The 23,089-nt window shown below is 70.8% G+C and carries 18 protein-coding genes, 1 other RNA gene and 1 pseudogene; 13 read left to right on the top strand and 7 right to left on the bottom strand.

Annotated features, from left to right (window positions below; genetic code table 11):
• The first annotated feature begins 12 nt into the window (after positions 1 to 12).
• Together smpB and ssrA are read left to right on the top strand one after the other, a co-directional pair.
• Positions 13 to 555 carry an SsrA-binding protein SmpB gene (gene smpB / locus IO36_RS12520; RefSeq protein WP_209441193.1) on the top strand — a complete coding sequence of 181 codons (543 nt, stop codon included), beginning with the start codon at positions 13 to 15 and terminating at the stop codon, positions 553 to 555.
• A 138-nt stretch (positions 556 to 693) separates the two neighbouring features.
• Positions 694 to 1,082: a transfer-messenger RNA gene (ssrA, locus tag IO36_RS43750) on the top strand.
• 111 nt (positions 1,083 to 1,193) lie between these two features.
• Here the strand turns inward: ssrA and IO36_RS12515 are convergent.
• From IO36_RS12515 to IO36_RS12490, 6 genes are all read right to left on the bottom strand, one after another.
• Positions 1,194 to 2,207 (bottom strand): LacI family DNA-binding transcriptional regulator, encoded by a 1,014-nt coding sequence (locus IO36_RS12515; protein WP_209441189.1) that lies wholly within the window; start codon positions 2,205 to 2,207, stop codon positions 1,194 to 1,196.
• A complete protein-coding gene (yicI, locus tag IO36_RS12510; protein WP_037619283.1) occupies positions 2,207 to 4,462 on the bottom strand; it encodes an alpha-xylosidase in 2,256 nt (751 codons plus the stop codon). Before yicI ends, IO36_RS12515 begins: the two co-directional genes overlap by 1 nt.
• 11 nt (positions 4,463 to 4,473) lie before the next feature.
• Positions 4,474 to 5,295 carry a carbohydrate ABC transporter permease gene (locus tag IO36_RS12505; RefSeq protein ID WP_037619282.1) on the bottom strand — a complete coding sequence of 274 codons (822 nt, stop codon included), beginning with the start codon at positions 5,293 to 5,295 and terminating at the stop codon, positions 4,474 to 4,476.
• Positions 5,292 to 6,260, bottom strand: coding sequence for a carbohydrate ABC transporter permease (locus tag IO36_RS12500; protein WP_037619281.1), 969 nt, complete (start codon positions 6,258 to 6,260; stop codon positions 5,292 to 5,294). Before IO36_RS12500 ends, IO36_RS12505 begins: the two co-directional genes overlap by 4 nt.
• Entirely contained in the window at positions 6,257 to 7,552 is a 1,296-nt protein-coding gene (locus IO36_RS12495) for an ABC transporter substrate-binding protein (protein ID WP_051900333.1), read from the bottom strand. The genes IO36_RS12500 and IO36_RS12495 overlap by 4 nt, the downstream gene beginning before the upstream one ends.
• 164 nt (positions 7,553 to 7,716) lie before the next feature.
• On the bottom strand, positions 7,717 to 8,979 hold the full coding sequence (locus tag IO36_RS12490; protein ID WP_051900332.1) for an MFS transporter: 1,263 nt from the start codon (positions 8,977 to 8,979) through the stop codon (positions 7,717 to 7,719).
• A gap of 83 nt (positions 8,980 to 9,062) precedes the next feature.
• On the opposite strand from IO36_RS12490, the gene IO36_RS12485 reads away from it, so the two are divergent.
• From IO36_RS12485 to IO36_RS48060, 11 genes and pseudogenes are all read left to right on the top strand, one after another.
• Complete coding sequence (locus IO36_RS12485) at positions 9,063 to 10,055, top strand: LysR family transcriptional regulator (RefSeq protein WP_037619515.1); 993 nt, start codon at positions 9,063 to 9,065, stop codon at positions 10,053 to 10,055.
• Positions 10,056 to 10,455: 400 nt separating this feature from the next.
• Positions 10,456 to 11,403, top strand: coding sequence for a hypothetical protein (locus IO36_RS43025; RefSeq protein ID WP_051900331.1), 948 nt, complete (start codon positions 10,456 to 10,458; stop codon positions 11,401 to 11,403).
• Between the two features lie 550 nt (positions 11,404 to 11,953).
• A pseudogene (locus IO36_RS12475) lies at positions 11,954 to 14,090 on the top strand (polysaccharide deacetylase family protein).
• Positions 14,087 to 15,469 carry an acyltransferase family protein gene (locus IO36_RS12470; RefSeq protein WP_245173227.1) on the top strand — a complete coding sequence of 461 codons (1,383 nt, stop codon included), beginning with the start codon at positions 14,087 to 14,089 and terminating at the stop codon, positions 15,467 to 15,469. The pseudogene IO36_RS12475 and the gene IO36_RS12470 overlap by 4 nt, the downstream one beginning before the upstream one ends.
• A 157-nt stretch (positions 15,470 to 15,626) precedes the next feature.
• Positions 15,627 to 15,944 (top strand): hypothetical protein, encoded by a 318-nt coding sequence (locus IO36_RS12465; RefSeq protein WP_037619279.1) that lies wholly within the window; start codon positions 15,627 to 15,629, stop codon positions 15,942 to 15,944.
• Positions 15,941 to 17,281: a PspA/IM30 family protein gene (locus IO36_RS12460; protein WP_037619278.1), complete on the top strand. Its 1,341-nt coding sequence runs from the start codon at positions 15,941 to 15,943 to the stop codon at positions 17,279 to 17,281. The genes IO36_RS12465 and IO36_RS12460 overlap by 4 nt, the downstream gene beginning before the upstream one ends.
• A 27-nt stretch (positions 17,282 to 17,308) precedes the next feature.
• A complete protein-coding gene (locus tag IO36_RS12455; RefSeq protein WP_051900330.1) occupies positions 17,309 to 17,995 on the top strand; it encodes a hypothetical protein in 687 nt (228 codons plus the stop codon).
• A gap of 20 nt (positions 17,996 to 18,015) precedes the next feature.
• The gene (locus IO36_RS12450; RefSeq protein ID WP_037619277.1) at positions 18,016 to 18,705 is read left to right on the top strand and encodes a hypothetical protein; all 690 of its coding nucleotides are present in this window, start codon (positions 18,016 to 18,018) and stop codon (positions 18,703 to 18,705) included.
• Between the two features lie 214 nt (positions 18,706 to 18,919).
• Positions 18,920 to 19,573 carry a hypothetical protein gene (locus IO36_RS12445; protein ID WP_107065686.1) on the top strand — a complete coding sequence of 218 codons (654 nt, stop codon included), beginning with the start codon at positions 18,920 to 18,922 and terminating at the stop codon, positions 19,571 to 19,573.
• A complete protein-coding gene (locus IO36_RS12440) occupies positions 19,561 to 20,604 on the top strand; it encodes a hypothetical protein (protein WP_037619276.1) in 1,044 nt (347 codons plus the stop codon). The genes IO36_RS12445 and IO36_RS12440 overlap by 13 nt, the downstream gene beginning before the upstream one ends.
• Before the next feature lie 184 nt (positions 20,605 to 20,788).
• A complete protein-coding gene (locus IO36_RS48060; RefSeq protein WP_051900329.1) occupies positions 20,789 to 21,754 on the top strand; it encodes a hypothetical protein in 966 nt (321 codons plus the stop codon).
• A gap of 19 nt (positions 21,755 to 21,773) precedes the next feature.
• Here the strand turns inward: IO36_RS48060 and IO36_RS12430 are convergent, their stop codons facing one another.
• Positions 21,774 to 22,958, bottom strand: coding sequence for a sigma-70 family RNA polymerase sigma factor (locus IO36_RS12430; protein WP_078943133.1), 1,185 nt, complete (start codon positions 22,956 to 22,958; stop codon positions 21,774 to 21,776).
• Positions 22,959 to 23,089: the final 131 nt, after the last annotated feature.

Here is a 23,089-nt window from a genome sequence, read left to right as displayed (position 1 = left end):
ATGAGCAAGGGAATGTACGTACCGAAGGAGTCCCAGCCCAAGCAGGGCGGGGCTGCCGCCAAGTCCAAGGACGGCGAGAAGGGCGGCAAGCGCAAGATCGTCGCGCAGAACAAGAAGGCCCGCCACGACTACGCGATCATCGACACCTACGAGGCCGGGCTCGTCCTGACCGGCACCGAGGTCAAGTCGCTGCGGCAGGGCCGGACCTCGCTGGCCGACGGGTTCGTCCAGATCGACGGGGGCGAGGCGTGGCTCTACAACGCCCACATCCCCGAGTACAGCCAGGGCAGCTGGACCAACCACTCCGCGCGCCGCAAGCGCAAGCTGCTGCTGCACCGCGAGGAGATCGACAAGCTGTCCGTGAAGTCCGAGGAGACGGGTCACACGATCGTGCCCCTCGCCCTGTACTTCAAGGACGGCCGGGCCAAGGCGGAGATCGCGCTCGCCCGGGGCAAGAAGGAGTACGACAAGCGGCAGACGCTGCGCGAGAAGCAGGACCGGCGCGAGTCGGACCGTGCCATCGCGGCGGCCAAGCGCAAGCAGCGCGGCGAGTAGGACGGGCGCGACACGGCCGGTGAGCCGGCCCGCAGGAATACGCTGGCACCGTCGTGCGCTGGTCACGTAGGATGGCAACGCACCCCATCGAGGGCGCGGGTTCCTCCCCGGAGGGGCCGAGCTTTGAAAAAACAACATGGGGATGATCGGTTTCGACAGCGGCTGTCGAAGCAGGGGAAGCGTGTCGAGGAAGCGGCAATGATCTCGTAAACCATATGTCGCAAAAAATAATCGCCAATTCCAAGAGCGATTCCCAGTCCTTCGCCCTCGCTGCCTAATAAGCAGTGAGTGAAGGACCCTTAATGGGTGTCAGCCCGGGAGTGTTCCCGACCCGGATCCTGGCATAATCTAGGGGACTAAACCATCGAGCCCGGTCACGGGGTTCGCTGGGAAATCAAACAGTGGCTGAGCCCGTCGGCGACTTGTTCGCGTGATCGCCGGGGCTGAGAAAATCGCAGCGAACTGCACACGGAGAAGCCCTGATTCTGCACCGTTGGACGCGGGTTCGATTCCCGCCATCTCCACTCATCCCATGTTTTGAACAACCGCAGTTCAATTTAATAGCGTGACGAAGGCCCCGCTGCCCAGGCAGCGGGGCCTTCGTCGTTCTCCGGGAAATCCCCGGACCACCCCCGTCCTCAGGAATTCAGGGTGCGGGGCGCGGTACTGGCACGCTCCGTCATCCGGGGGGTGAGCAGGGTCGCCTCGGGGCAGGGAGTGCCGTCGAGCTGTCTCATCAGCAGGTCGACCGCCCGCGCGCCCACTTCGGCGGACGGGATGGCGATCGAGGTGACCGGGACGCGCAGCCCCCCGGCGAGTTCGTCCGGGCAGATCGCGGTGACCGACAGATCGGCCGGAACCCTGAGGCCGAGCTGCTCGAACGCCTCGATCAGCGGTTCCAGGACGGGCTCGTTGTGGACGACCACACCGGTCAACGCGGGCTGCTCGCGCAGGAGTTGCTCGGCGATCCGGCGAGCGGCGGCGGGGGAGGCCTCGCAGGGGTGGACGGACGAGGACAGCCCGTTGCGGTCGGCGGCGGCCGTGAACCCCTGCACCACCCGCTGGGCGAACGCGGTGCCCCGCACGTACACCTCCGGCGGCGAGCCGACCAGCGCCACGACCCGGTGCCCGAGCCCCGCGAGCCGCTCCACACACAGCTCACCGGCCGCCTTGAAGTCCAGGTCGATGCAGGTGAGCCCGTCCGGGGCGGCCGGGAAGCCGATGAGCACCGACGGTCTCTCCAGCGCGCGCAGCAGCGGCAGCCGGGGATCGTGGAGCTGGACGTCCATCACGATCAGCGCGTCCACCAGCGCGGTGTCCGCGACCCGGCGCAGCCCGTCCTCGCCCTCCTCCTGGGTGAGCAGCAGGACGTCGTGGTCGTGCGTCCGGGCCGCCGTCACCACCGAAACCGCGAACTGCATCACCACCGGCACATGGATGCCGGCCCGCAGCGGCACGACCAGCGCCAGCACGTTCGAACGGCTGCTGGCCAGCGCCCTGGCCCCGGCGTGCGGGCGGTAGCCGAGGCGGCGGATGGCCTCCTCGACGCGCAGCCGGGTCGCCTCGGAGATCGGCCGCTTGCCGCTGAGGGCGTAGGAGACCGTGCTCGGGGACACCCCGGCGTGCCGCGCGACATCGGTGATCTTGACCATCACTCCGCCTCCAGGTCGAGGGACAGGAAGCCCGTCCCGGCGCGGGCCCGTACCTCGCGGGTGCCCGCGGCCAGCCCCCAGGGCGCCGACGGATCGTCGCAGGACGCGCGCAGGGTGTTCCCCTCGCGCACGACGGTGAAGGTGACCGGGCCGACCGGCACCGACACCCGCGCGCCCCGCTCCAGCCCGTACGCGCGCAGGGTGACCCCGTCCGCGTGGTCGTACTCGGGGCGGTCGTCCACCGCTCCGACCGGGATCACCGCGCCCGGCCGCACCAGCAGCGGCACGCTGAGGAAACCGTGGCGCTCGCGCACCCAGCGCGGTCCGGTCACCGGCGGCCCGCCGAGGTAGGGGGTCCAGGTGCCCTCGGGCACGTAGTACGAGACGTCCCCCTCGTCGCTGAAGACGGGAGCGACCAGCAGGTCCGGGCCGAGCATGTACTGCCGCTCCAGATGCGCGCACCCGGGGTCGTCCGGGAACTCCAGGACCATCGCCCGCATCATCGGCACCCCCTCCGCGTGGGCGGTGCGGGCGGCCTCGTACAGATACGGCATGAGCCGCATCTTGACGCGGGTGAACAGCCGCAGGACGTCCACGGCCTCCTCGTCGAACAGCCAGGGCACGCGGTACGAGGACGAGCCGTGCAGCCGGCTGTGCGAGGACAGCAGCCCGAAGGCGATCCACCGTTTGAACAGCGCGGGCGTCGGGGTCCCCTCGAAGCCGCCGATGTCGTGGCTCCAGAACCCGAAGCCCGACATGCCGAGGCTGAGCCCGCCGCGCAGAGACTCGGCCATCGACGCGTAGGTCGCCTCGCAGTCACCGCCCCAGTGCACCGGGAACCGCTGGCTCCCCGCGGTCGCCGACCGGGCGAAGACGACGGCCTCGTGCTCCCCGCGGTGTTTGCGCAGCACGTCGAACACGGTCCGGTTGTACAGATACGTGTAGTAGTTGTGCATGCGTTCCGGGTCGGCGCCGTCGGCGTAGGCAACGTCCACCGGCACCCGCTCGCCGAAGTCGGTCTTGAAGCAGTCGACGCCCTGGTCGAGCAGCGCCTCCAGCTTCGCGGCGTACCAGTCGCGGGCGGACGGGCTGGTGAAGTCGACCAGCGCCATGCCCGGCTGCCACAGGTCCCACTGCCACACGCTGCCGTCGGGCCGTCGCAGCAGATGCCCGAGGGCCCGCCCCTCGGCGAACAGCGGTGAGCGCTGCGCGATGTAGGGGTTGATCCAGACGCTGATCCGCAGTCCCTTGTCCTTCAGCCGCGCGAGCATGCCTTCCGGATCGGGGAACACCCGCGGGTCCCAGCGGAAGTCGCACCAGTTGAACTCGCGCATCCAGAAGCAGTCGAAGTGGAAGACGGAAAGCGGCAGTTCACGCTCGCGCATGCCGTCGATGAAGGAGGTGACGGTGTCCTCGTCGTAGGAGGTGGTGAAGGACGTCGACAGCCACAGTCCGAAGGACCACGCGGGCGGCAGGGCGGGGCGCCCGGTGAGCGCGGTGTACTTGCGCAGGATGTCCTTCGGGGTCGGCCCGTGGATGACGTAGTACGTCAGCTCCTGGGTCTCCGCGCTGAACTGGACCCGGGAGACGGCCTCCGAGCCGACCTCGAAGGAGACCCGGCCGGGATGGTCGACGAACACGCCGTAGCCCGCGTCCGTCAGATAGAACGGCACGTTCTTGTAGGCCTGTTCGGTGGCGGTGCCGCCGTCCGCGTTCCACATGTCCACCACCTGGCCGTTCTTGACGAGCGGCCCGAACCGTTCGCCGAGGCCGAAGACCTGGGTGCCGACGCCGAGGTCCAGCTGCTCGCGCAGATAGTGGGCGCCGGTCGTGTCCCGCATGATGCCCATGCCCTTGGGGCCGCTGCTGGTCAGGGTGCGGCCGTGCGCGAGGAAGTCGATGTGCCAGGGGGCGGTGCGGGAGACCCGGACGGAGAGGGAGCCCGACGTCAGGGTCGCGTGGTGGTCGTCGTACTCCGCCTGCGCGGCGGGTTCGTCCGCGCGCAGTTCGAACCGGGGCCCGCGCGGCTCCTCGCCCTGGAAGTGGGTGAAGGTGACGCCGATGACGTCGGGCAGGGGCGCGTGGGCGCTGATCGTCACGACCGGTCCTTTCAGCAGGTCGCCGCGGTGCCGTATGGGCTGCGTCGGGGCGTGGATCTCCAGGCCGCCGGGGCCCGAGGTCACGTCGAGGACCTCGACCGGATGGGCCGCGGTGACGCCCTCGCGCAGCAGCCAGTAGCCGTCCGTGAACTTCACTGTCCCACCCCTTACTTCACCGCGCCGGCGGCGATGCCGCGGGTGAGGGTCCGCTGGAAGACGAGGAAGAAGACGACGGCGGGCAGCACGCCCAGCAGGGCGGCCGCGTTCGTCATCGTGGCGTCCATCAGACGCTGCCCCTGGAGGACGCCGAGGGCCACCGACACCGTCTGGTTGTCGTTGGAGATCAGCATGACCAGCGGCAGCAGGAACTCGTTCCACGTCCAGATGAAGAAGAAGACGAGGAGCACACCGATCGTGGGGCGGCTGACCGGGACCACGATCCGCCACAGCACCTGCCACCGGTTCGCCCCGTCGATCCGCGCGGCCTCGATGATCTCGCGCGGGAACCGGCCGAGGACGGAGGAGAGCAGATAGGTGCCGAAGGCCGCCTGGATCACCGTGAACACGATGATCACGCTGAGCCGGGTGTCGTAGAGGCCGGCCTGCTTGCTCAGGTAGTACAGCGGGTAGACCAACGCCTCCTGCGGCAGCGTGTTCGCGAGGACGAAGAAGGCGAGCACCCAGGCACGGCCCCGGATCCGGCCGATGCCGATCGCGTACGCGTTCAGGACGGACAGCACCGCGGCCCCGATCGCCACCGAGCCGGAGATCAGCACCGAGTTCAGCAGCTTCCGTCCGAAGTCGACGCGCCGCCAGAAGTCCTCGACGCCATCGAGGTAGAGGCCGTGCGGGAGGGAGAGCGGGCCGTGCGCGGCGTACTCGGCGGGCGACTTGACCGCGTTGAGGGCCACGACGGCGAAGGGCACCACCATGAACAGCGCGCCGAGGACGAGCGCCGCGAGCACCGGGTAACGGCGGAGGGCGGTCATGCGCGGCCCCCTTCCTCGGCGTCCTCGGCCCGGGTCTGGAACCACAGCCCGACCAGTGCCAGTACCAGGACGATCGCGGTCAGGACGGTGGAGATCGCCGCGCCGTAGCCGACCTGGGTCTTCTCGAAGAACGTGGTGAAGGAGAAGTACGACGGCACGTCCGTGGCACCGCCCGGGCCGCCCTTCGTCAGGACGTACACCGCTCCGAACACCTTCAGCGCGGCGATCGTGCACCACAGCAGGACGACCGAGATCTCCGGACGGATCTGCGGCAGCGTGATGTGCCGGAACCGCCGCCACCAGCCCGCGCCGTCCAGCTCGGCCGCCTCGTACAGCTCCGGGTCGGCGCGTTGCAGTCCGGCCATGAAGACGACCAGCGGGAAGCCGAGCTGGACCCAGACCATCACGCCCATGACGCTGTAGAGCGCGATGTCGGGGTCGCCCAGCCAGTCCTGCTGCCAGGACCCGAGCCCGACCGCCCTCAGCAGATCGTTGAGGGTCCCGTCGTCCGGCGCGAGGATCCAGCTCCACACGATCCCGGCGACGGCGATCGGCAGCACCTGGGGAAGGTAGAAGCAGGCCCGGAGCAGGGCCGCCGTCCGCGCGCCGAAGTGCTTGGCGACGAAGTCGAACAGGGCCGCGGCCAGGACCAGTCCGAGGGCGGTCGGCACGACGGCCATCGCGACGACCATGAACAGGCTGTGCCGGAAGGACGCCCAGAACTCGGAGTCGTCCAGCAGCTCACGGTAGTTGGCGAGGCCCGCCCAGGCGGGCGTGCCGACCCCCTGCCAGTCGGTGAGGCTCACACCGGTGTTCATCAGGAAGGGGACGACGACCACCACAAGGAAGGCGGCGAACCCGGGCAGCAGGAACAGGACGTAGGAGCTGCGGGGACGGAGCGGGCGGGCCGCGGCGTCGTGCCGGCCGCGGACGGCCCGGCCGCCCCGCAGGGCGGTCACCGTCATGTCTTCGGTACGCCCTTGTCGTACGCCTTCTGCAGCGCGTCCAGGTAGGCGTCCGGCTTCTCGCTCCCGGTGATCAGCTTCTGCGTCTCCGAGACCAGGACGTCGTAGAAGCCGGGGACGGGCCAGTCCGGGTAGAAGGCGAGGCCGTCACGCCCCGAGAGGGTGTTGTAGTCGGCTATCAGGGTCTTGGTCTTGGCGTCGGTGATCGCGGAGGTGTCCGCGGCCACCGGGACACCGCCCTTGTTGCCCAGCAGGTTCTGGATCTTCTTCGACATGGTGATGTCGATGAAGTCGTAGGCGAGTTCCTTGTTCTTGGCGCCCTTGGGGACCACCCACAGGTTGCCGCCGGAGCCCAGGGTGAGGTTCGAGCCGGGGAACAGGCCGGAGTCCCAGTCGAACTTCGCCTCCGACTCGAAGCGGCCGTACCACCAGCTCCCGGAGAACAGGATCGGCGACCTGCCCTGAATCCAGGACACGCCCGCGTCCTCGGCCTTGGTGCCGCTGGACTTCTTGGAGATGTACCCCTTCCTCACCCAGTCGGCGAAGGTGTCCGCCGCGTAACTCCAGGCCGTGTCGTGGAAGTCGGCCTTGCCCTTGTACAGCTCGTAGGTGTCGACCCAGGAGCGGTCCGCCTTGGAGAGCGCGAGCTGGTAGAGGTACTGCTGGGCGATGTACTCGGCGCCCGCGTTGGCGAGCGGGGTGACGCCCTTCGCGACGAACGCGTCCATCGCGGAGACCAGTTCGTCGTACGTCGTCGGTTCCGCGATCCCGTACTTCTCGAAGAGGTCCTTGTTGTAGAAGACCATCGTGTACTCGGCGTAATTGGGCACGCCGTACCACTTGCCGGAGCCCATGACGCCGTTGGTGTCGTACCGGCTCGTGGTCCGCACACCGGCGCTGAGCTTCTTGTCCCAGCCGCGCGCGCTGGCCTCCGCCGTCAGGTCGGTCAACAGCCCCTGCTTGGACAGTAGTCCGGCCGTGGCGTTGCCCTTGTTGTACTCCATGAGGTCGGGGGCGTCGTTCGAGTTGAGGACCATGGGGGCGGTCTTCTGGATCTGTTCGAAGCCCTTTTCCTCGAACTTCACCTTCACGCCCGGGTGTTGCGCTTCGAATTCCTTGATGGCCTCGTTCCAGGCCGCCCCCATCGCGCTGTTGGGCGCTTCGTAGTGCCACAGTCTGAGTGTCTTGCCGTCCGAGGAGCCACTGTCCGAGCCGCCGCATGCCGTCGCCAGCAGGGCACCTGTCAAGGTCACCGCCACCGCCGCCGCCCTGCGCCGTCGTGTCGTCGACATCCACTGCCTCCAGAGGAGTTGGATGGGTATCGGGCCGTCCCGCATCGCTCGTCGAATCGATTCGATACGGAACGTCGAAGCGCTTCGACGGGGGAAGGTAGGGGGGAGCCGCGGACACGTCAATGGGCTGGACCGGAATCGCGACGGACGTTCGACGGGCCGGACTACGAGGTGCGCGCGGGGATGCGTTCGACGAGGTGGTCCTGTGTGGCCGTCTCCGCGCGGGTGCTTGCCCGGGCTCCCAGTGCGGCGATCACGAGGGCGGTCGTCGCCGCGGCCACCGGGACCGTGTACCCCGCGGCCGGTGAGAGGTGTTCCACCACCCAGCCGCCCGCCGCGGAGCCCCCGGCTATCCCGCCCAGCAGGCCCGTCACCGCGAGCGTCATGCCCTCGTTGAGCCGGCCCTCGGGCGTGCGCCGCTGGACCAGCGTCATGCCGGTGACCATGGTCGGAGCGGTCGCCATGCCCGCGACGAGCAGCGCGCAGGCGAGCACCGGGAGCGAGCCGGTGAGCCGGACCGCGAGCAGGGGCAGCGTCAGCAGTACCGCCATGGAGCCGACGCACACCGCGAACCGCCGCGCCGCGGACGCCCCGGTGTCGGACGCGCCACCCCGTTTCACCGTGCCGAACAGCAGGCCCGCCACGCACGACCCCGCCGCCTGGAGCGCGAGCACCACGCCCGCGGCCGACTGGTGTCCCCGTGCGTCCGCGAACGCGATCGTGGCCACCTCCATCGCGCCGAACACCGCGCCGGTGGCGAGGAAGGCGAGCAACAGCGGAGGCATTCCGGGCGCGAGCACGGGCGACCCGGTGGTGGCGGCCGGCTTCAGCGGCGGCTGTGTCGAACGCTGCGCGGTGAACAGCAGGACGCCGGTCATCAGCAGCGCCGACGCCACGAGCATGCCCGCCTCGGGGGAAAGCGCCGTGCACAGAAGGGCCGCGAGCACCGGGCCCAGCATGAAGCACAGCTCGTCCACGGCCTGTTCGAAGGAGTTCGCGGTGTGCAGCGCGGCCGCGTCCCCCTCCAGGAGACGGGCCCAGCGCGCGCGGGACATCCCGCCGGTGTTCGGGGTCGTGGCGGTGGCGGCGTACGCGGCGAAGAGGGTCCAGTCGGGCGCCCCGAACCGTACGCACGCCACCAGTCCGGTCCCGCCGAGCAGGGCGACGGCCGTGGCGGGCACCGCCACCTCGGCCTGCCCGTACCGGTCGACGAGCCGCGCGGTCCACGGGGCGACCACGGCGGTCGCCGCGAGACCGGTCGCCGTGACGGCGCCGGCGAGTGCGTACGAGCCCCGCGCCCCGGCGATCATGATGACGGCGCTCACGCTGAACATGCCCATGGGCAGCCGGGCGACGAGGTTGCCGAGGGTGAAGGCGCGGGTGCCGGGCAGCGCGAAGAGACGGCGGTACGGGGTGAGCGGTGACATGGGTGAACCGTCGCCCGGCGGGCCGGGGCAGGTCCAACACTTACTCCGTCGCGATTGACGCACTTCCGTTGTAGGTTCACGTGGTGCCTGGTCAACGCCCCTTTCCCGGTCATCTGGACCCCCGTCTGCTGCGCGCTTTCCTCGCCGTCGCCGAGGAACTGCACTTCACCCGCGCGGCCGCCCGTCTGTACGTCGCCCAGCAGTCCCTGAGCCGGGACATCCGCCGGCTGGAGCGTGAACTCGGGGTGGAGCTGTTCGTCCGGACGACCCGGCACGTGACGCCCACGGTGGACGCCGAACGGCTGCTGCCCTACGCGCGCCGGATGCTGGAGGCGCACGACGCGCTGCTGGACGCCTTCGCCCGGCCCGGCGGCGAGGAACGGCCGCTGCTCGTCGACGTCAACACCCCCGGCCTGGTCTCCAGCCGCATCCTCGACCGGGCCCGCGCCCTCGCCCCCGGCAGCGAACTGATGGCCCGTTACGAGAGCGGGCTCACGGGCGCCGCGGCCGACCTGCTCGCCGGCCGCCTGGACGTGTCCTTCGGCCGGTTCGCCGGGCTCGACCCCGCCGTCCGGGCCCGCCTGGAGCAGCGGCTCGTGCGCTACGAGCCGATGGCCGTCGTCCTGCCCGAGGACCATCACCTCGCCGCGCTCGACGCGGTGCCGCTGGCCGCGCTCGCCGGCGAGACCGTGTACGCGGGGGCGGGCAACCCCCGGACGCTGGAGTGGACCGACCTGGCTCATCACCTGTTCGAGGGACGGGGCATCCGACTCGCGTCACCCGCACCGGTGGCGGTCGGCCCCGAGGAGTTCCGGCGGATCATGGCGAAGCACCGGAATCCCGTCCTGGCCGTGGTGGAGTTTCCGGCCATGCCCGGTTCGGTGTCCCGCCCCCTGATCGACCCCGTTCCCCTGTCACCGGTGTCACTTGTGTGGCGCAAGGGGCTCGTCCATCCGGGGATCGATGCGCTCGTACGAGCCGCTGCCGAACTCGCGAGCGAAGAAGAGTGGCTACTGAGTCCCCGAGAAGGGTGGATTCCGGCCACAGACGCCTTCATCTTCATGAGTCGTACATGATCTGAATCTCACAAGACCGCCCCATGCGCTACGTTTTCCACCCGGGCGAGATGTGATATTGGGGGCGCTTGGACTGGGTTGGGGGCCCGGTCCGGACGACATGGACAGCACATGCCCGGAGTCGTGGCGCACCCGTCGGCAGTCCCATGGGGGGATGTACGTGCGCGTTGAGAACTGGCGGAAAGACACCCAACCGGCGGATCGGGAAACCGATTCGGGCGGGGCGTGTCGCGTCGATCCGTCACCGGGGCGAGACACCGGGGAGTCGATCGCCCGTCCGTCGGCCGGCGGCACGATGTCGTGGCCGGATATGGGAGTTGACATCAGTCCTGAGCGTGGGGAACGCGCCGAGCGAGCAGTCGGCGGACGTCCCGAGCGAATCCCGGAACCGGGGACCGAGGTGCTCGTCGGTCGCACGACGGAGGCGGACGGTTCGTCCGGCCGCGGGCCCGGGGCGCCACCGCCCCTCGGGTACGAGCCGTCGCCGTGGTCCGGCGGCACGGGAACGGCGACGGCGGCACCGCCGTCCCCCACCCGTACCGCCCCGACCCGGGCCTTCTTCTTCGACGGTCCGGACGCCCCGGACGTCCCGGACGATCCGCCGACCGAGCGGCTCCCGAGTGCGACGCCGGACCCCGGTGGCCCGTCGTCCGCGCCCGGGGACCCGTCCGGGGCACCGGCGGACGGCCGCGATCCGCGCGAGGTCACCGTCCGGCTCGACCGCGCGCGCCTTCCGGCGGACGGCTCGGCGGACCGGCCGGGCAAGGACGTGTCGGCGGGCGCCGAGGCCTCCGACCGCCCGGTCTTCGTCGACGCGTCGGGGCGCCGCAGCCGCCGCTACCGCCGTCTCGGCATGGCCGTCGCCGTGGCCTGCGCGGTCTACGCCGTCGTGATCGTCGCGACGCTCCTGTCGGGCAACTCGAACGCGCCCTGGCTGCCGGTGCCTGGCCAGGAGGAGGACACGCCGGCCGGGCAGGTCGAGACCTCGCCGCGGCCCACGCAGTCGGTGCACCGGACCGGTCCGGGTGGTGCCACCGCGCCCGTCGGCCGTGCCGGCGCCGCCGGCGGCACGACGGCCTCCGCCGGCTCGACGGCCACCACCCGCGCCTCCGCCTCCGCCACGGCCGCCGGCGCGTCCGGCGACCCGAAGCCCAGCCCGTCGGCGACGAAGAAGCCGAACCCCGGCGTCAGCACCGGAAGCACGGCGCCCGGCACCAGACCGTCCGCCACGGCCGACGGTCAGCCGAGCGCCCCCGCCACGGCGACCACACCCGCCGGCACGACGACCCCCACGGAGACCGCGGGGACCCCGGGCTCCGAGGGGGCGGGGCCCGCGCCGAACGGGTGACCCGGCCCCGGCGCGCGCCCGGCCCGCGCGAGCGTGCTCCCGGCCTGGCGCCGCCCGGCACGACGGCGAAGCCTCCCGTACGGGGCGCGTCCGCGGTGGTCCGGCGGCCCAGGTCCCGCCGTCACCTCCGCGGGGCGGGCGGACCGCGACGACAGCGCCGGGTCCGCCGGCACCGCCGTAGGTCTGGCCCGCCACAGGCCGGGCCACAACGGTCCGGCTCGCCCCGGGCACGGTTCGGCCCGGGCCCGGCTCGCCTCAGGTCCGGTCCGCCGGACACCCGGTCCTCACCAGGTCCGGCGCTCAGCAGGTCCGGCCCGCTCAGGTCCGGTCCGCCGTAAACCCGGTGCTCCGCAAGACCGGCCCGCCGTAGGCCCGGTCCGCCTCAGGTCCGGACCGTCGTACACCCGGTCCTCCGCAGGACCGATGCTCCGCAAGACCGGTCCTCCGCAGGGCCGGTTCTCCGCAAGGTCCGCCCCGTCGCACGTCCGTTGCTCCGCAAGCCCGGTCCGTCGTCCGTCCGATCCTCCTCGTTCCCGGAGAACCTCCTCAGATGTCCAGCACCAGCCGCCGCGGCCCAGCCCCCCGAACCCGGGGTGCCCGCCGCGCGCCCACCCCACGACGGGGCCACGACGCCCGGCGCCGCCGCCTCCCGCTGCGTTTCCTGCTGCCCCTGGTCGTCCTGGTCGCGATGATGGCGATGCTGATGCTGCGCGGCTATGTGCACAGCGAGATCCTCGCGGACCACCGCATCCGGCCCGAGGCGGCCACCGACAAGGTGCCGCAGAAGATCCTCGACGGCGGACCCGTCATCGACACCCGCAGCGGCCGCACGACCAGCCTCGGTGTCCCGGACCACCGGCTCGTCCTCACCTTCGACGACGGTCCCGACCCGACCTGGACCCCCAAGGTCCTCGACGTCCTCAAGGCGCACCACGCCCACGCGGTCTTCTTCGTCACCGGCACCATGGCCTCGCGTTACCCGGACCTGGTCCGGCGCATGGTGAAGGAGGGCCACGAGGTCGGCCTGCACACCTTCAGCCACCCCGACCTGTCGTACCAGTCCAAGAGCCGTATCGACTGGGAGCTGTCCCAGAACCAGCTGGCGCTCGAAGGCGCTGCGGGCATCCGCAGCTCCCTGTTCCGGCCCCCGTACTCCTCGTTCGCCGACGCCATGGACGACAAGTCCTGGCCGGTGACGCAGTACGTCGGAACACGCGGCTACATCACCGTCGTCAACAACACCGACAGCGAGGACTGGCAGAAGCCGGGTGTCGAGGAGATCGTCCGCCGGGCCACGCCCAAGGGCGGCAAGGGCGCGATCGTCCTCATGCACGACTCCGGCGGCGACCGCCACCAGACCGTGCAGGCGCTCGCCGAGTTCATCCCCAGGCTCCAGCAGCAGGGTTACGCGTTCGAGAACCTCACCGAGGCACTCGACGCGCCGAGCGCCAACACCCCGGTCGGCGGCCTCGACCTGTGGAAGGGCAAGGCCTGGGTCTTCCTGGTGCAGGCCTCGGAGAAGACCACCGACGTCCTGGTCGTCGGCATCGCGATCACCGGCGTCCTGGTCTTCACCCGCTTCGGGCTGATGCTCCTGCTCTCCGCGCTGCACGCCCGCCGGGTCCGGCGCAGGAACTTCCGCTGGGGAGCCGCGCCGATCACCGAACCGGTGACGGTGCTGGTCCCCGCGTTCAACGAGGCCAAGTGCATCGAGAACACCGTGAACTCCCTGACGGCGAGCGAGCATCCGGTCGAGATCATCGTCATCGACGACGGATCGGGTGACGGGACCGCACGGATCGTCGAGGACATGGACCTGCCGAACGTGCGCGTGGTGCGCCAGCTCAACGCCGGGAAGCCGGCGGCCCTCAACCGCGGTCTGGCGAACGCGAGTCACGACATCGTGGTGATGATGGACGGCGACCTCCCTCATCGGGGCCTGGCAGCACATCGAGTACGTGATGGGCTTCAACCTCGACCGCCGCATGTACGACCTGCTGCGCTGCATGCCGACCATCCCCGGCGCGGTCGGCGCCTTCCGCCGCACGGCCCTCGAACGCGTCGGCGGCATGAGCGACGACACCCTCGCCGAGGACACCGACATCACGATGGCGCTGCACCGCGACGGCTGGCGCGTCGTCTACGCGGAGAACGCGCGCGCCTGGACCGAGGCCCCGGAGTCCGTCCAGCAGCTGTGGTCCCAGCGCTACCGCTGGTGCTACGGCACCATGCAGGCGATCTGGAAGCACCGCCGCGCCCTGGTCGAACGGGGCCCGTCGGGCCGCTTCGGCCGGATCGGCCTGCCCCTGGTCTCCCTCTTCATGGTCCTGGCCCCGCTCCTCGCGCCCCTGATCGACGTCTTCCTCCTGTACGGCGTCGTCTTCGGCCCGACCCAGCGGACGGTCGTGGCCTGGCTCGGGGTCCTCACCGTCCAGGCGGTGTGCGCGGCGTACGCGTTCCGCCTGGACCGGGAGCGCATGACGCATCTGGTCTCGCTGCCCCTGCAGCAGATCCTCTACCGGCAGCTGATGTACGTCGTGCTGCTGCAGTCCTGGATCACCGCCCTGACCGGCGGCCGGCTGCGCTGGCAGAAGCTGCGCCGCACGGGCGTCGTCGGGTCAGCGCCGGGAGCGGTCCCGCAGTCGCGGGCCTCGCACAGCGGGAACGAACGGAGGCCGGTCGGATGACCACGCACGACTACCGGGCGGGAGCGACACCGCCGACGGGCACCCCGCGGCCGGACGTCCCGTGGCCCCGCACGGACCCGGGAACACCCGAGGGCCGGACGGGCCCGCACACCGGGACCGGGAGGACGGTTCCGCCCGCCGCGAGCGGGGAGACGGTCGCGCACCCCGCGACCGCTTCGGGACCCGACACCGCGACCGCGGCGGGACCGGGCGGCGCCGGACGGCCGCCGTCCGCCCCGGGCCGCCCCGGCCGTGACCGCTACCTGGACCTGCTCCGCTCCCTGGCCCTGGTCCGCGTCGTCTTCTACCACCTGTTCGGCTGGGGCTGGCTGACGGTCGTCTTCCCGTCCATGGGCGTGATGTTCGCGCTGGCGGGCTCCCTGATGGCGCGCTCCCTGAGCCGGCCGCCGCTGGGCGTGATCCGGGGACGCCTCCGCCGCCTGCTGCCCCCGTTCTGGGCGTTCGGCGCGGTGGCGCTGACGATGATGTTCCTGGGCGGCTGGAACCCCGCCAAGGACCCCGACCTCGGCGGGACCTGGGGTCTCGTCGAGATGTTCGACTACGTCGTCCCGGTGGGCGCCCCTCCGTTCCCCTGGCACCTCGGCTCCCCGTCGGGCCTGCTGGAGGACACCTGGGCGGTGCAGGGCGCGGGCGTGCTCTGGTACCTGCGGGCGTACCTGTGGTTCGTGGTCGCCTCGCCGTTCCTGCTCTGGGCGTTCCGCCGTGCCCCATGGGCCACCGTGCTGGCTCCGCTCGCGCTGACGGCCGTGATCGGCACGGGGCTGGTCACCATTCCCGGCGAGACGGGCAACACCGTCACGGACTTCGCGGTCTACGGCGGCTGCTGGGTCCTGGGCTTCGCCCACCACGAGGGCATGCTCGCGAAGGTCCCGCGCTACCTCGCCATCTCGTGCTCGGCCCTGATGATGGGCTTCGGCCTGTGGTGGGCCTCGGGCCATCTGGGCCCCGACGGCTGGGACCTGAACGACATCCCGCTGGCCGACGCGCTGTGGTCCTTCGGTTTCGTGGTGATCCTGCTCCAGTACAGCCCGTCGTGGCGGGAACTGCCGGGGCGCCTCGCCCGCTGGGACAAGATGGTCACGCTGTCCAACAACCGCGCGGTCACCATCTACCTGTGGCACAACATGCTCATCATGGCCACGGTCCCGATCCTCGACCAGCTGTACAACCTCCCCTTCATGGAGAGCGACCGGGCGACCGCGGCCCTCGACGCGACCTACACCCTGTGGATGTTCGTCCTGGTGTGGCCGCTGATCGGGCTGACCGTCCTGACCTTCGGCTGGGTCGAGGACCTGGCCGCCGGACGAAGCCCGCGCCTGTGGCCGAACGGGGCGAAGCGGCGACGGGCGAAACCCTGACGGGGGACACCGTCCCGTTCGTCCCGTCTCGTCACCCGATCGAATGCTTCGGGCCTTTTGCCCCGCTGCCGACGCCGCCGCGCCGCTAGCGTGACGGGTCCATCAACCGCCCGGTCCGGCTCCCCGGACCGGGCGCGACCCGTAAGAGGCCGAGGGCGTGGCAGAGCGGTTGGCCGTCGACGGCGATGAGCTGTCGCACTTCATGAGGATGCTCCGGCGATCCACGGAGTCGTTGCAGGGCCTGCGCAGGGCGCTGGAGGACGCCACGGTCACCGGACTGGGGACCGACGATCTCGACTGCGCCTGCGAGGACTTCCAGGACGACTGGAAGTACGGAGCCGACCGGATCGGCGAGCAGACCGCGGACCTCGCCGAGATCATCGGGCGGAGCAGGGACAGCTACCGCGAGGTCGACCGGGCCCTGGAACAGGCCCTGCGGAGGTCCGGGAACGGCACGGGCGGCGGTACGAGGTGAGCTACGAGCCCGAGGACACGGGAGCGGCACTCGACCCGAGGTCCCTCGCCGACCGCGACAAGCCGCAGGGGCTCAAGTCGGTCCCGCGCATCCCCCACCCCGACTATCCCCACCTGGGGTTCGACCCGGTGCCGGGCAGTACGGAGACCGTGGGCGGTCTGCGCAAGAAGCTCACGGGGTGCGCGAAGGTCCTCGAGGAGACGCACGGCCTGGTCACCAGGCTGATGGACGGCAGCTACTGGAAGGGCGACGCGGCGGTCGCCTTCCGCGAACAGCTGGACGGCGGACCGCTTCCCCTGAACCTGAGGAACGCCGCACGCTCCGTCCGCAAGGCCGCCGGCCAACTGGACCGCTGGGAAGGCGAACTGGACGACTTCCAGCGGCGGGCGAAGCGGCTCGAACAGGACGCGAAGGACGCGCAGGCCGCGCTGGACCGGGCCCATGGCCGCGCCGCGACCGCCGCTGACAGTCCCGACCTGGACGGGAAGGGCGCCGCGCACGACGCCGCGCACAAGTCGCTGACCAAGGCGAAGGCGGCGGTGGACGACGCGGAGGACGCGCTGCGCCGCATTCGGGGCAAGGCGCGCGAACTCGCCGAGGAACACGAGCGGCGGGCCCGGCTGCGGGCGGGCAGGATCCGCGAGGCGACACGGAAGCTGGCCCCGCACGAACCGGGCTGGTTCGACTCGGCCCTCGACTGGATCACCGAGAACCTCCCGGACATCCTGAGCACCCTGGGGGCGGTGATCGGCCTGGTAGCCCTGTTCGTGGTGTCGGGCGGGACGGTGGCGGCGGTGCTGTTGCTGGCCACGGCCGCGCTGAGTGGGACGGCGCTGGCTCTGCGGGTGTTCGGTGACCCGACCCTGCGTGAATCCCTGTGGGACGGATTCACCAAGGGTGAGTTCGACATCGACTTCTGGAGCAACGTCGTCACCGTCGGTGGTGACGCGCTGGGAGTGCTTCCCGGGATCGGTGCGGTGGGCAAGGGAGCCGCGATCGCCGTTCGGGCTACCGGCGAGGCGGGAGAAGTCCTGACGCTCAGCCAACGAGCGGCTCGATTCGGCACGGAAACCATGGAGCACGCGAAATCCATCGCCGAACTGGACAACGCACTGTTGGGCTTCACCGTCCGCGGTGCTCGAGCCGCATCCATTGCCAAGACGGTCGAAGTCACGTCGGCATCGATTGGCGTCGGTACGGCTGGGTTCGGCCTGGTCATGGCTGCCGTGGACACAGATGACGACGGTCTCAAGGACGGGTCCGTCGCGAGCGTCGACGGAGCGCGGCTAGGCCTGGACGCCGGTGCACTTGTCAGCCTTGCCCGCCACGTGTTCTGAAGCGAGCAGAGAGAAGGGATTGCGCAAATGGATCCGACGACCCACCGGACCGCCTGGGATCACCCGCCGACGAGGCGCGCCTGGATTTTGCACATGGTCCTGATCGTGTGGCGTTTCACCGGCTGGCTCGCAGCCTGGATCGGGAGCCTCTTCCTCATTGTGGCCACACCACGGTGGGCCGGTTGGTTGTTCCTCGTACTGCTGCTCTATGCAACGTTCCGGGCCGTTCTTCAGCTCGCCTATGTTCGGCCCTCCCTCCAGATCCAGCGGGTCCTGTGGGAGTACCCCTGGCAGCTCCTCACCGATGTCCCCCGGGGACGGGCCAGGCATCCGTCGGTCGAAGAGGACGAAATGTGGCTGGAGTTGGAGAATCCCGAGGAGCCGGGGGAGCGGATCCCGCTGTTGTTCCTCTCCACCATGCGCACCTTCTGGTGGATGCGGCGGATCGGTACCGCCCGTACGAAACCGGAGCTCAAGGCGGAGATCGAGCCGCTCTGGTTCGCCGGTGACCCCCGGTTCGTCGCCGTCGTCGCGGCATCCGGCCGGAAGGGCGACGCGCCCAGGAGACTGCATCTGCTCTATCAGCGCACGGCCACGGGCCGCCGGGGCATCGAGCCCACCGACCGGAACGCGAGCCCGGCCGCCCTCGAACGGGCCCGGCGTTGCGGCGCCCACGTTCCCGACGCGGTGCGCCCGCACGCGCGTCCCCACTGACGCGCAACCGGCGGGATTCGATGACCACCGCTCCTCACTTCACCGTCGCGGACTCGGCCGGGGACCCCGACGCCGTCATCTGGTTCGCGGAACCGGCCGGCTTCACCGCCGTGCCCCTCGACGCGCTGCTGCCCGACCCGGACTCCCTGGCGTCCGACGATCTGCGCGCGGCCGTCGAGCCGTTGCTCCGGGCGGCGCCCGACGCGTTCGTGCGCCGTCGGTTCATCGACGAGCTGTCCCAAGGGCAGCATCTGCTGGGCGCGTTGAGGGAGGAGGGAACCGTCCACTGCTCGATCGGGCTGCACCGTGACGACGTCGGAGAGGGCGATACGAGCGGTGGCCCGCCGCTGCTGTCCTTCTTCACCGTCTCCTGGCGGTCCACGGCGGTGGCGTCCCGGGCCGCGACGGCCGCCCGTGCGGTCAGTGGTCTCGGTGCCGGAGCCTGCGTCGAATACGTCGAACTGCCCTGCGGGCCGGTCACGTTCAGCGAGGACCTGTCCCTGCCCAGGGCCGTCGAAGGGGTTCCTCGGGTGCCCCTGGTCCAGTTCCGTGCGTACCTGCCGCATCCGGACTGCCGGCGCTTGGCCGTGTTCACGCTGAGCACCGCCGCCGTCGGGCACCGGGAGCAGTACCGGGCGATCCTCCGCCGGATCGCGTCGCTGACCAGCTTCGACGGCCCGCTCCGTCCGGCTCCCGGCGGGCGGGCGTGAACGTGGCCGGGGGCTTTGCGGACAGCAACCGGGTGAACCGGGTGAGCGGTGTCGGTCACCCAATTGCGGTCCGTTGAGCTCCGGTTGGCGATGGTATGGGTCTGTGTGGGCGGCCACTGTTACGCCCTTGGCACCATTCGCGCTGGTGTGTTCGCACAGGCCCCCGCTAGCGTGTTGGTGCCCTTCCGCACCCCACGCCGCTCAGGAGTCCGCCGTGAACCGCCGTTCCCGCCTGCTCACCACAGTCGCTGCCGGAGCGTCAGCTGCGCTGCTTTTGACCGCGTGCGGCGGGGGTGGGGACAAGCCGAAGACCAACGACAAGATCGCCGGCGCGGACACGGGTTCCAAGTCCCCGTCCCCGAGCGCGACGCCGACCCAGGACCAGGGCCGCCCGAAGATCGAGCTGCCGTCCGACCTCCACTACAACTTCGAGTGGCGAAAGACTGGCAACAAGGACAAGGGCGACGTCCTGGCCGACGGTGTCTTGTTCATCAAGGCCACGGACCAGGCCATCGCCAATCAGAATTCACTCGACCCCGCATATCGCTTCTACTCGTCGGAAGAGCTTGCTGCGGCGACGCAGAAGTACGTGCAGCGATTTGTTGACCACAAGGCCCGTACCACTGGGACTTATCGCTTCTACAGCGAGTCGGTGACTCTTCTGGGTGACGGATCGGCGGCGCTCGCCTACTGCGAGGACCAGGGCAAGGCGTACAACAAGTACGTCAAGACCGGAAAGGTCGACAAGACCCCGGTCACGAAGAACAGCTACATCTTCTACAACACGTCTCTGAAGCGGAACTCGGATGGCGTCTGGGTGACGCAGGACATGCTTTCGGAGAGGGGGAGCTCCAAATGTCAGCCGTGAAATGGCGCGGGATCGTGAGCGGTTCCGCGATAGCAGTGATTCTCTTGGGCAACGCGAGTCCGGCGAATGCCGACGACGACTTCGGTGGCGGAAGCCAGAAGCCCGGTGGCCATGCCTCTGGTAACAGCGACGCCAAGGGAAGCCTCACCGCCACCGCCGGAGCCGTCGTCTTCGATCGGTCCAAGAACGGGGCCGGGGATGCCGCCGGGCCCGTGGCCTCCTCCTCAGGGAACTGGACCCCGCCCGCCTGCTACTACGCCCCGAAGTACAGCCCGGACGAGCTGCAGAAGTACCTGGAGCCGATCTGGAACGCCGAGTCGACCGGTTCCGACTGGGACCAGACCCAGCGGGACAGGTACGTCAACGGCGGAGAGGCCAAGGACTTCAACAAGGACAAGGCCGGCAAGGGCTACTGGTGGGACTCGTACGTCACCCCGGGCCGTGAGGGCGACCCCCACGCGCTGGACTGCGACAAGCCGATCTTCTGGGTCGACAAGGGCGACCCCCCGCCGGCGGACATTCCGCAGGCGATCACCCCAGAGGTACTGGCACAGCTCGCGTACGCGGAGATACGCGTGCCCGGGACCAAGGTGGACCTCGCTCCCGAGGGCACCACGAAGGTGAACCTGCCGACGTGGGCCTGGCTGGACACGGCGAAGTTCAAGCCGGTGTCGGTGACCGCCTCGGTGCCCCTGCTCGGCGTGACGGCGACGACGACGGCCGAGCCGGTCGCGCTGAGGATCGATCCCGGTACGGCGGACGCGCAGACGTACCCCGCGTCGGGCGTCTGCGAGATCGAGGGCGACCGCATCGGCGAGGCGTACGCGAAGGGCAAGGCCGGGAAGACCCCGCCCTGCGGAGTGAAGTATCTGCGTTCCTCGGGTGACGGCTCCTACAAGCTGAGGGCCACGATCACCTGGAAGATCCACTGGACGGGCACGGGCGTGACCGACCCGCGGGACCTGCCGGACGGCACCTTCGGAGCCGACCAGGACGTCGTCGTGCAGGAGATCCAGTCCGTCAACCGCTGAGCCGGGAAGAGGCCGGACGGGGTTGGAAGGGGCCGGGAGGGGCCGGACCGCCCACCGGCCCCGGGTCAAGTGCCGGTAAACCGCGCCACCCGGCCGTTCTGCGGGGATGTCCGGGCGTGAAATGGTGGGGGACAGGCCGTCGCAGGTGTGAACGGGACAGGTCGACGGGGAGCGGGGGGACGCGGTGAGCAAGCGGCAGATCCGGAAGATGTTCGGGCTGATGGCCCAGGGCCAGGCGGTGGAGCTCACGAGCCCCATGGCCTCGGTGAAGAAACTGGCCCGACTCGCCTTCATCGCGCAGCAGTTCGGCTACGAGTACGCCGACGTGCGTCAGGGCGCCGGCCGCAACAACGCGCTCACGATGCTCATCGTGCCCGACCCCGGGCCGCAGGCGCAGGCGCGGGCCGCGCAGAACTGGGCGCAGTATCCGCAGGCCGGTGACGGCGTCTCGCTGCCGCCCGTCGTCCCCGACGCCCTGGAACTCCTCAAGGCCCGCATCAACTTCGACCTCACCGGCAAGAACGCCGAGAAGCGCATGGTGTACGCGGCCCTCGGCCTCAGCGTCGGGTGCGCCGTCCTCGCGGTACGGGCGGGCGGGAGCTCCGACGCCTTCGCGGTGGCCGGCATCCTCTGGGCCGTGCTGATGGTCGTCCTCGCCGTCGGTCTCGTCGTCACCCGCAAGCGGAACGCCAAGTTCGCGGCGCTGCTGGCCGCGGCCGGGTTCGCGCCCGTGACGGAGGAGGGCGGACGGGTGCGGTATCTGCCGCCGACCGCGGGACACGCCGGGCAGCCCACCGGCCCGTACGGCCCCTACACCCCGTACGCCGGCCAGGCCCCCCAGGCACCGCAGCCCCCGTACGCCGGCCAGGCACCGCAACCCCCTTACCCCGGTCAGGCACCGCAACCCCCTTACGCCGGCCAGGCACCGCAACCCCCTTACCCCGGTCAGGTGCCCCAGCCCCCGTACGCCGGGCAGGCTCCCTACCCCGGCCAGGCTCCGGTGGCTCCGCAGGCGCCGTACGCGGGTCAGGGTCCGTACGCCTCCCAGGTCCCCGGCCCCTACGGCGGGCAGCCTCCCGTCGTCCCGAACGGGCCCGGCAACCCGTACGCCGCCCAGCCCGGCCCCGTACCGCCGAAGCCTCCCCAGTAGGCCCACGGCTCCGGCGCCGCTACTCCTCCCAGGTCTCGGGCAGCCCGAACGCGGCGAAGACCGAGGGGAGTTGGAACACCACCGTGTGGCTCACCGCGCCGTCCTCGGCCGTGAAGACCTGAAGCGTGTGCAGGCGGTGCGTGTCGTCGCCGGGGGCGCGGACGTAGGCCGCCACGGCCGGCTGGCCGTTCGCCGAGGTCGGGCGCAGCCGCCAGTCCGTGCCGCGCATCGCGAAGACGCGGGCGATGAAGGCGACGTAGGCGTCGGGGCCGACGTACCAGTTGAGGACCGGGGGCATCTCCAGGACGACGTCCCGGGTGAGCAGGGCGCGCAGGGCGTCGAGATCGGCGTCCTCGAAGGCGCGCAGATAGCGGTCGATCACCAGGCGCTGCCCTGGGTCCGGGGGTTCCGTCACCTCTTCCTCCGTCAGCCCCGCCTCGCCCAGCCGGGCGCGGGCCCGCTGGAGCGCGCTGTTCACCGAGGCGGTCGACGTGCCGAGGGCCTCGGCCACCTCGGCCGCCGACCAGGCCAGTACGTCGCGCAGGATGAGGACCGCCCGCTGCCGCGGGGGCAGCAGCTGCATCGCGGTGATCAGCGCGAGGCGCAGACTGCCCCGGGCGGCGACCACGCCCGCGGGATCCCCGGCCGCCGCCCCGGCGCCGAAGGCGGTCCCGGCCGTGCCCCGGTCGGGGAACGGTTCGAGCCAGGGCACCTCCGCCGCCAGGGTCATCGGCGCCCCGGGATCCTCCAGCGCGCCGACCAGACCGGACGGCAGCGGACGGCGGGTGCGGCCGCGCAGCGCGGTCAGACAGCGGTTGGTGGCGATGCGGTACAGCCAGGTGCGCAGGGAGGCGCGGGCGGCGTCGTAGCGGTCGTAGGCGAGCCAGGCCCGGAGCATCGTGTCCTGCACCAGGTCCTCGGCCTCGTGCACCGAGCCGACCATCCGGTAGCAGTGGGTCAGCAGTTCGCGGCGGTAGGGAGCCGTCCCCTTCTCGAAGTCCTCGCGCCTCCCGAAACGGTCGTCGTCCCGCTCCCGTTCGGATCGGTCGTCCTCCTGCCCGAAGCCGCCGGCGCCTCGCCGGCCGTCGTCGCCCCGCCCGTCGCCGGCGTCACCGCGCGCGAAGCCCCCGTCGCGCGCGTCCTCCTCGCCGTCCCCGCCGCCCTCGCCGTCCTCGTCGAAGCGGTCGGCGTCAGGTGTCTGCATGGTCTGCTCCTCGGCTGCGTCCCGTCGCTCACCCGTACCTACCTCACGGCCCGCGCGTATTCATCGCCCCGGCACCGATGAGTTCGCCGCGGCCCCGAGGTACATACCGGCGACCGAACCCGATCGAGCAG

The sequence above is a fragment of the Streptomyces aureus genome, assembly GCF_000725495.1.
Taxonomy (GTDB): domain Bacteria; phylum Actinomycetota; class Actinomycetes; order Streptomycetales; family Streptomycetaceae; genus Streptomyces; species Streptomyces aureus_B.
This window is presented reverse-complemented; position numbering and strand designations above follow the sequence as displayed.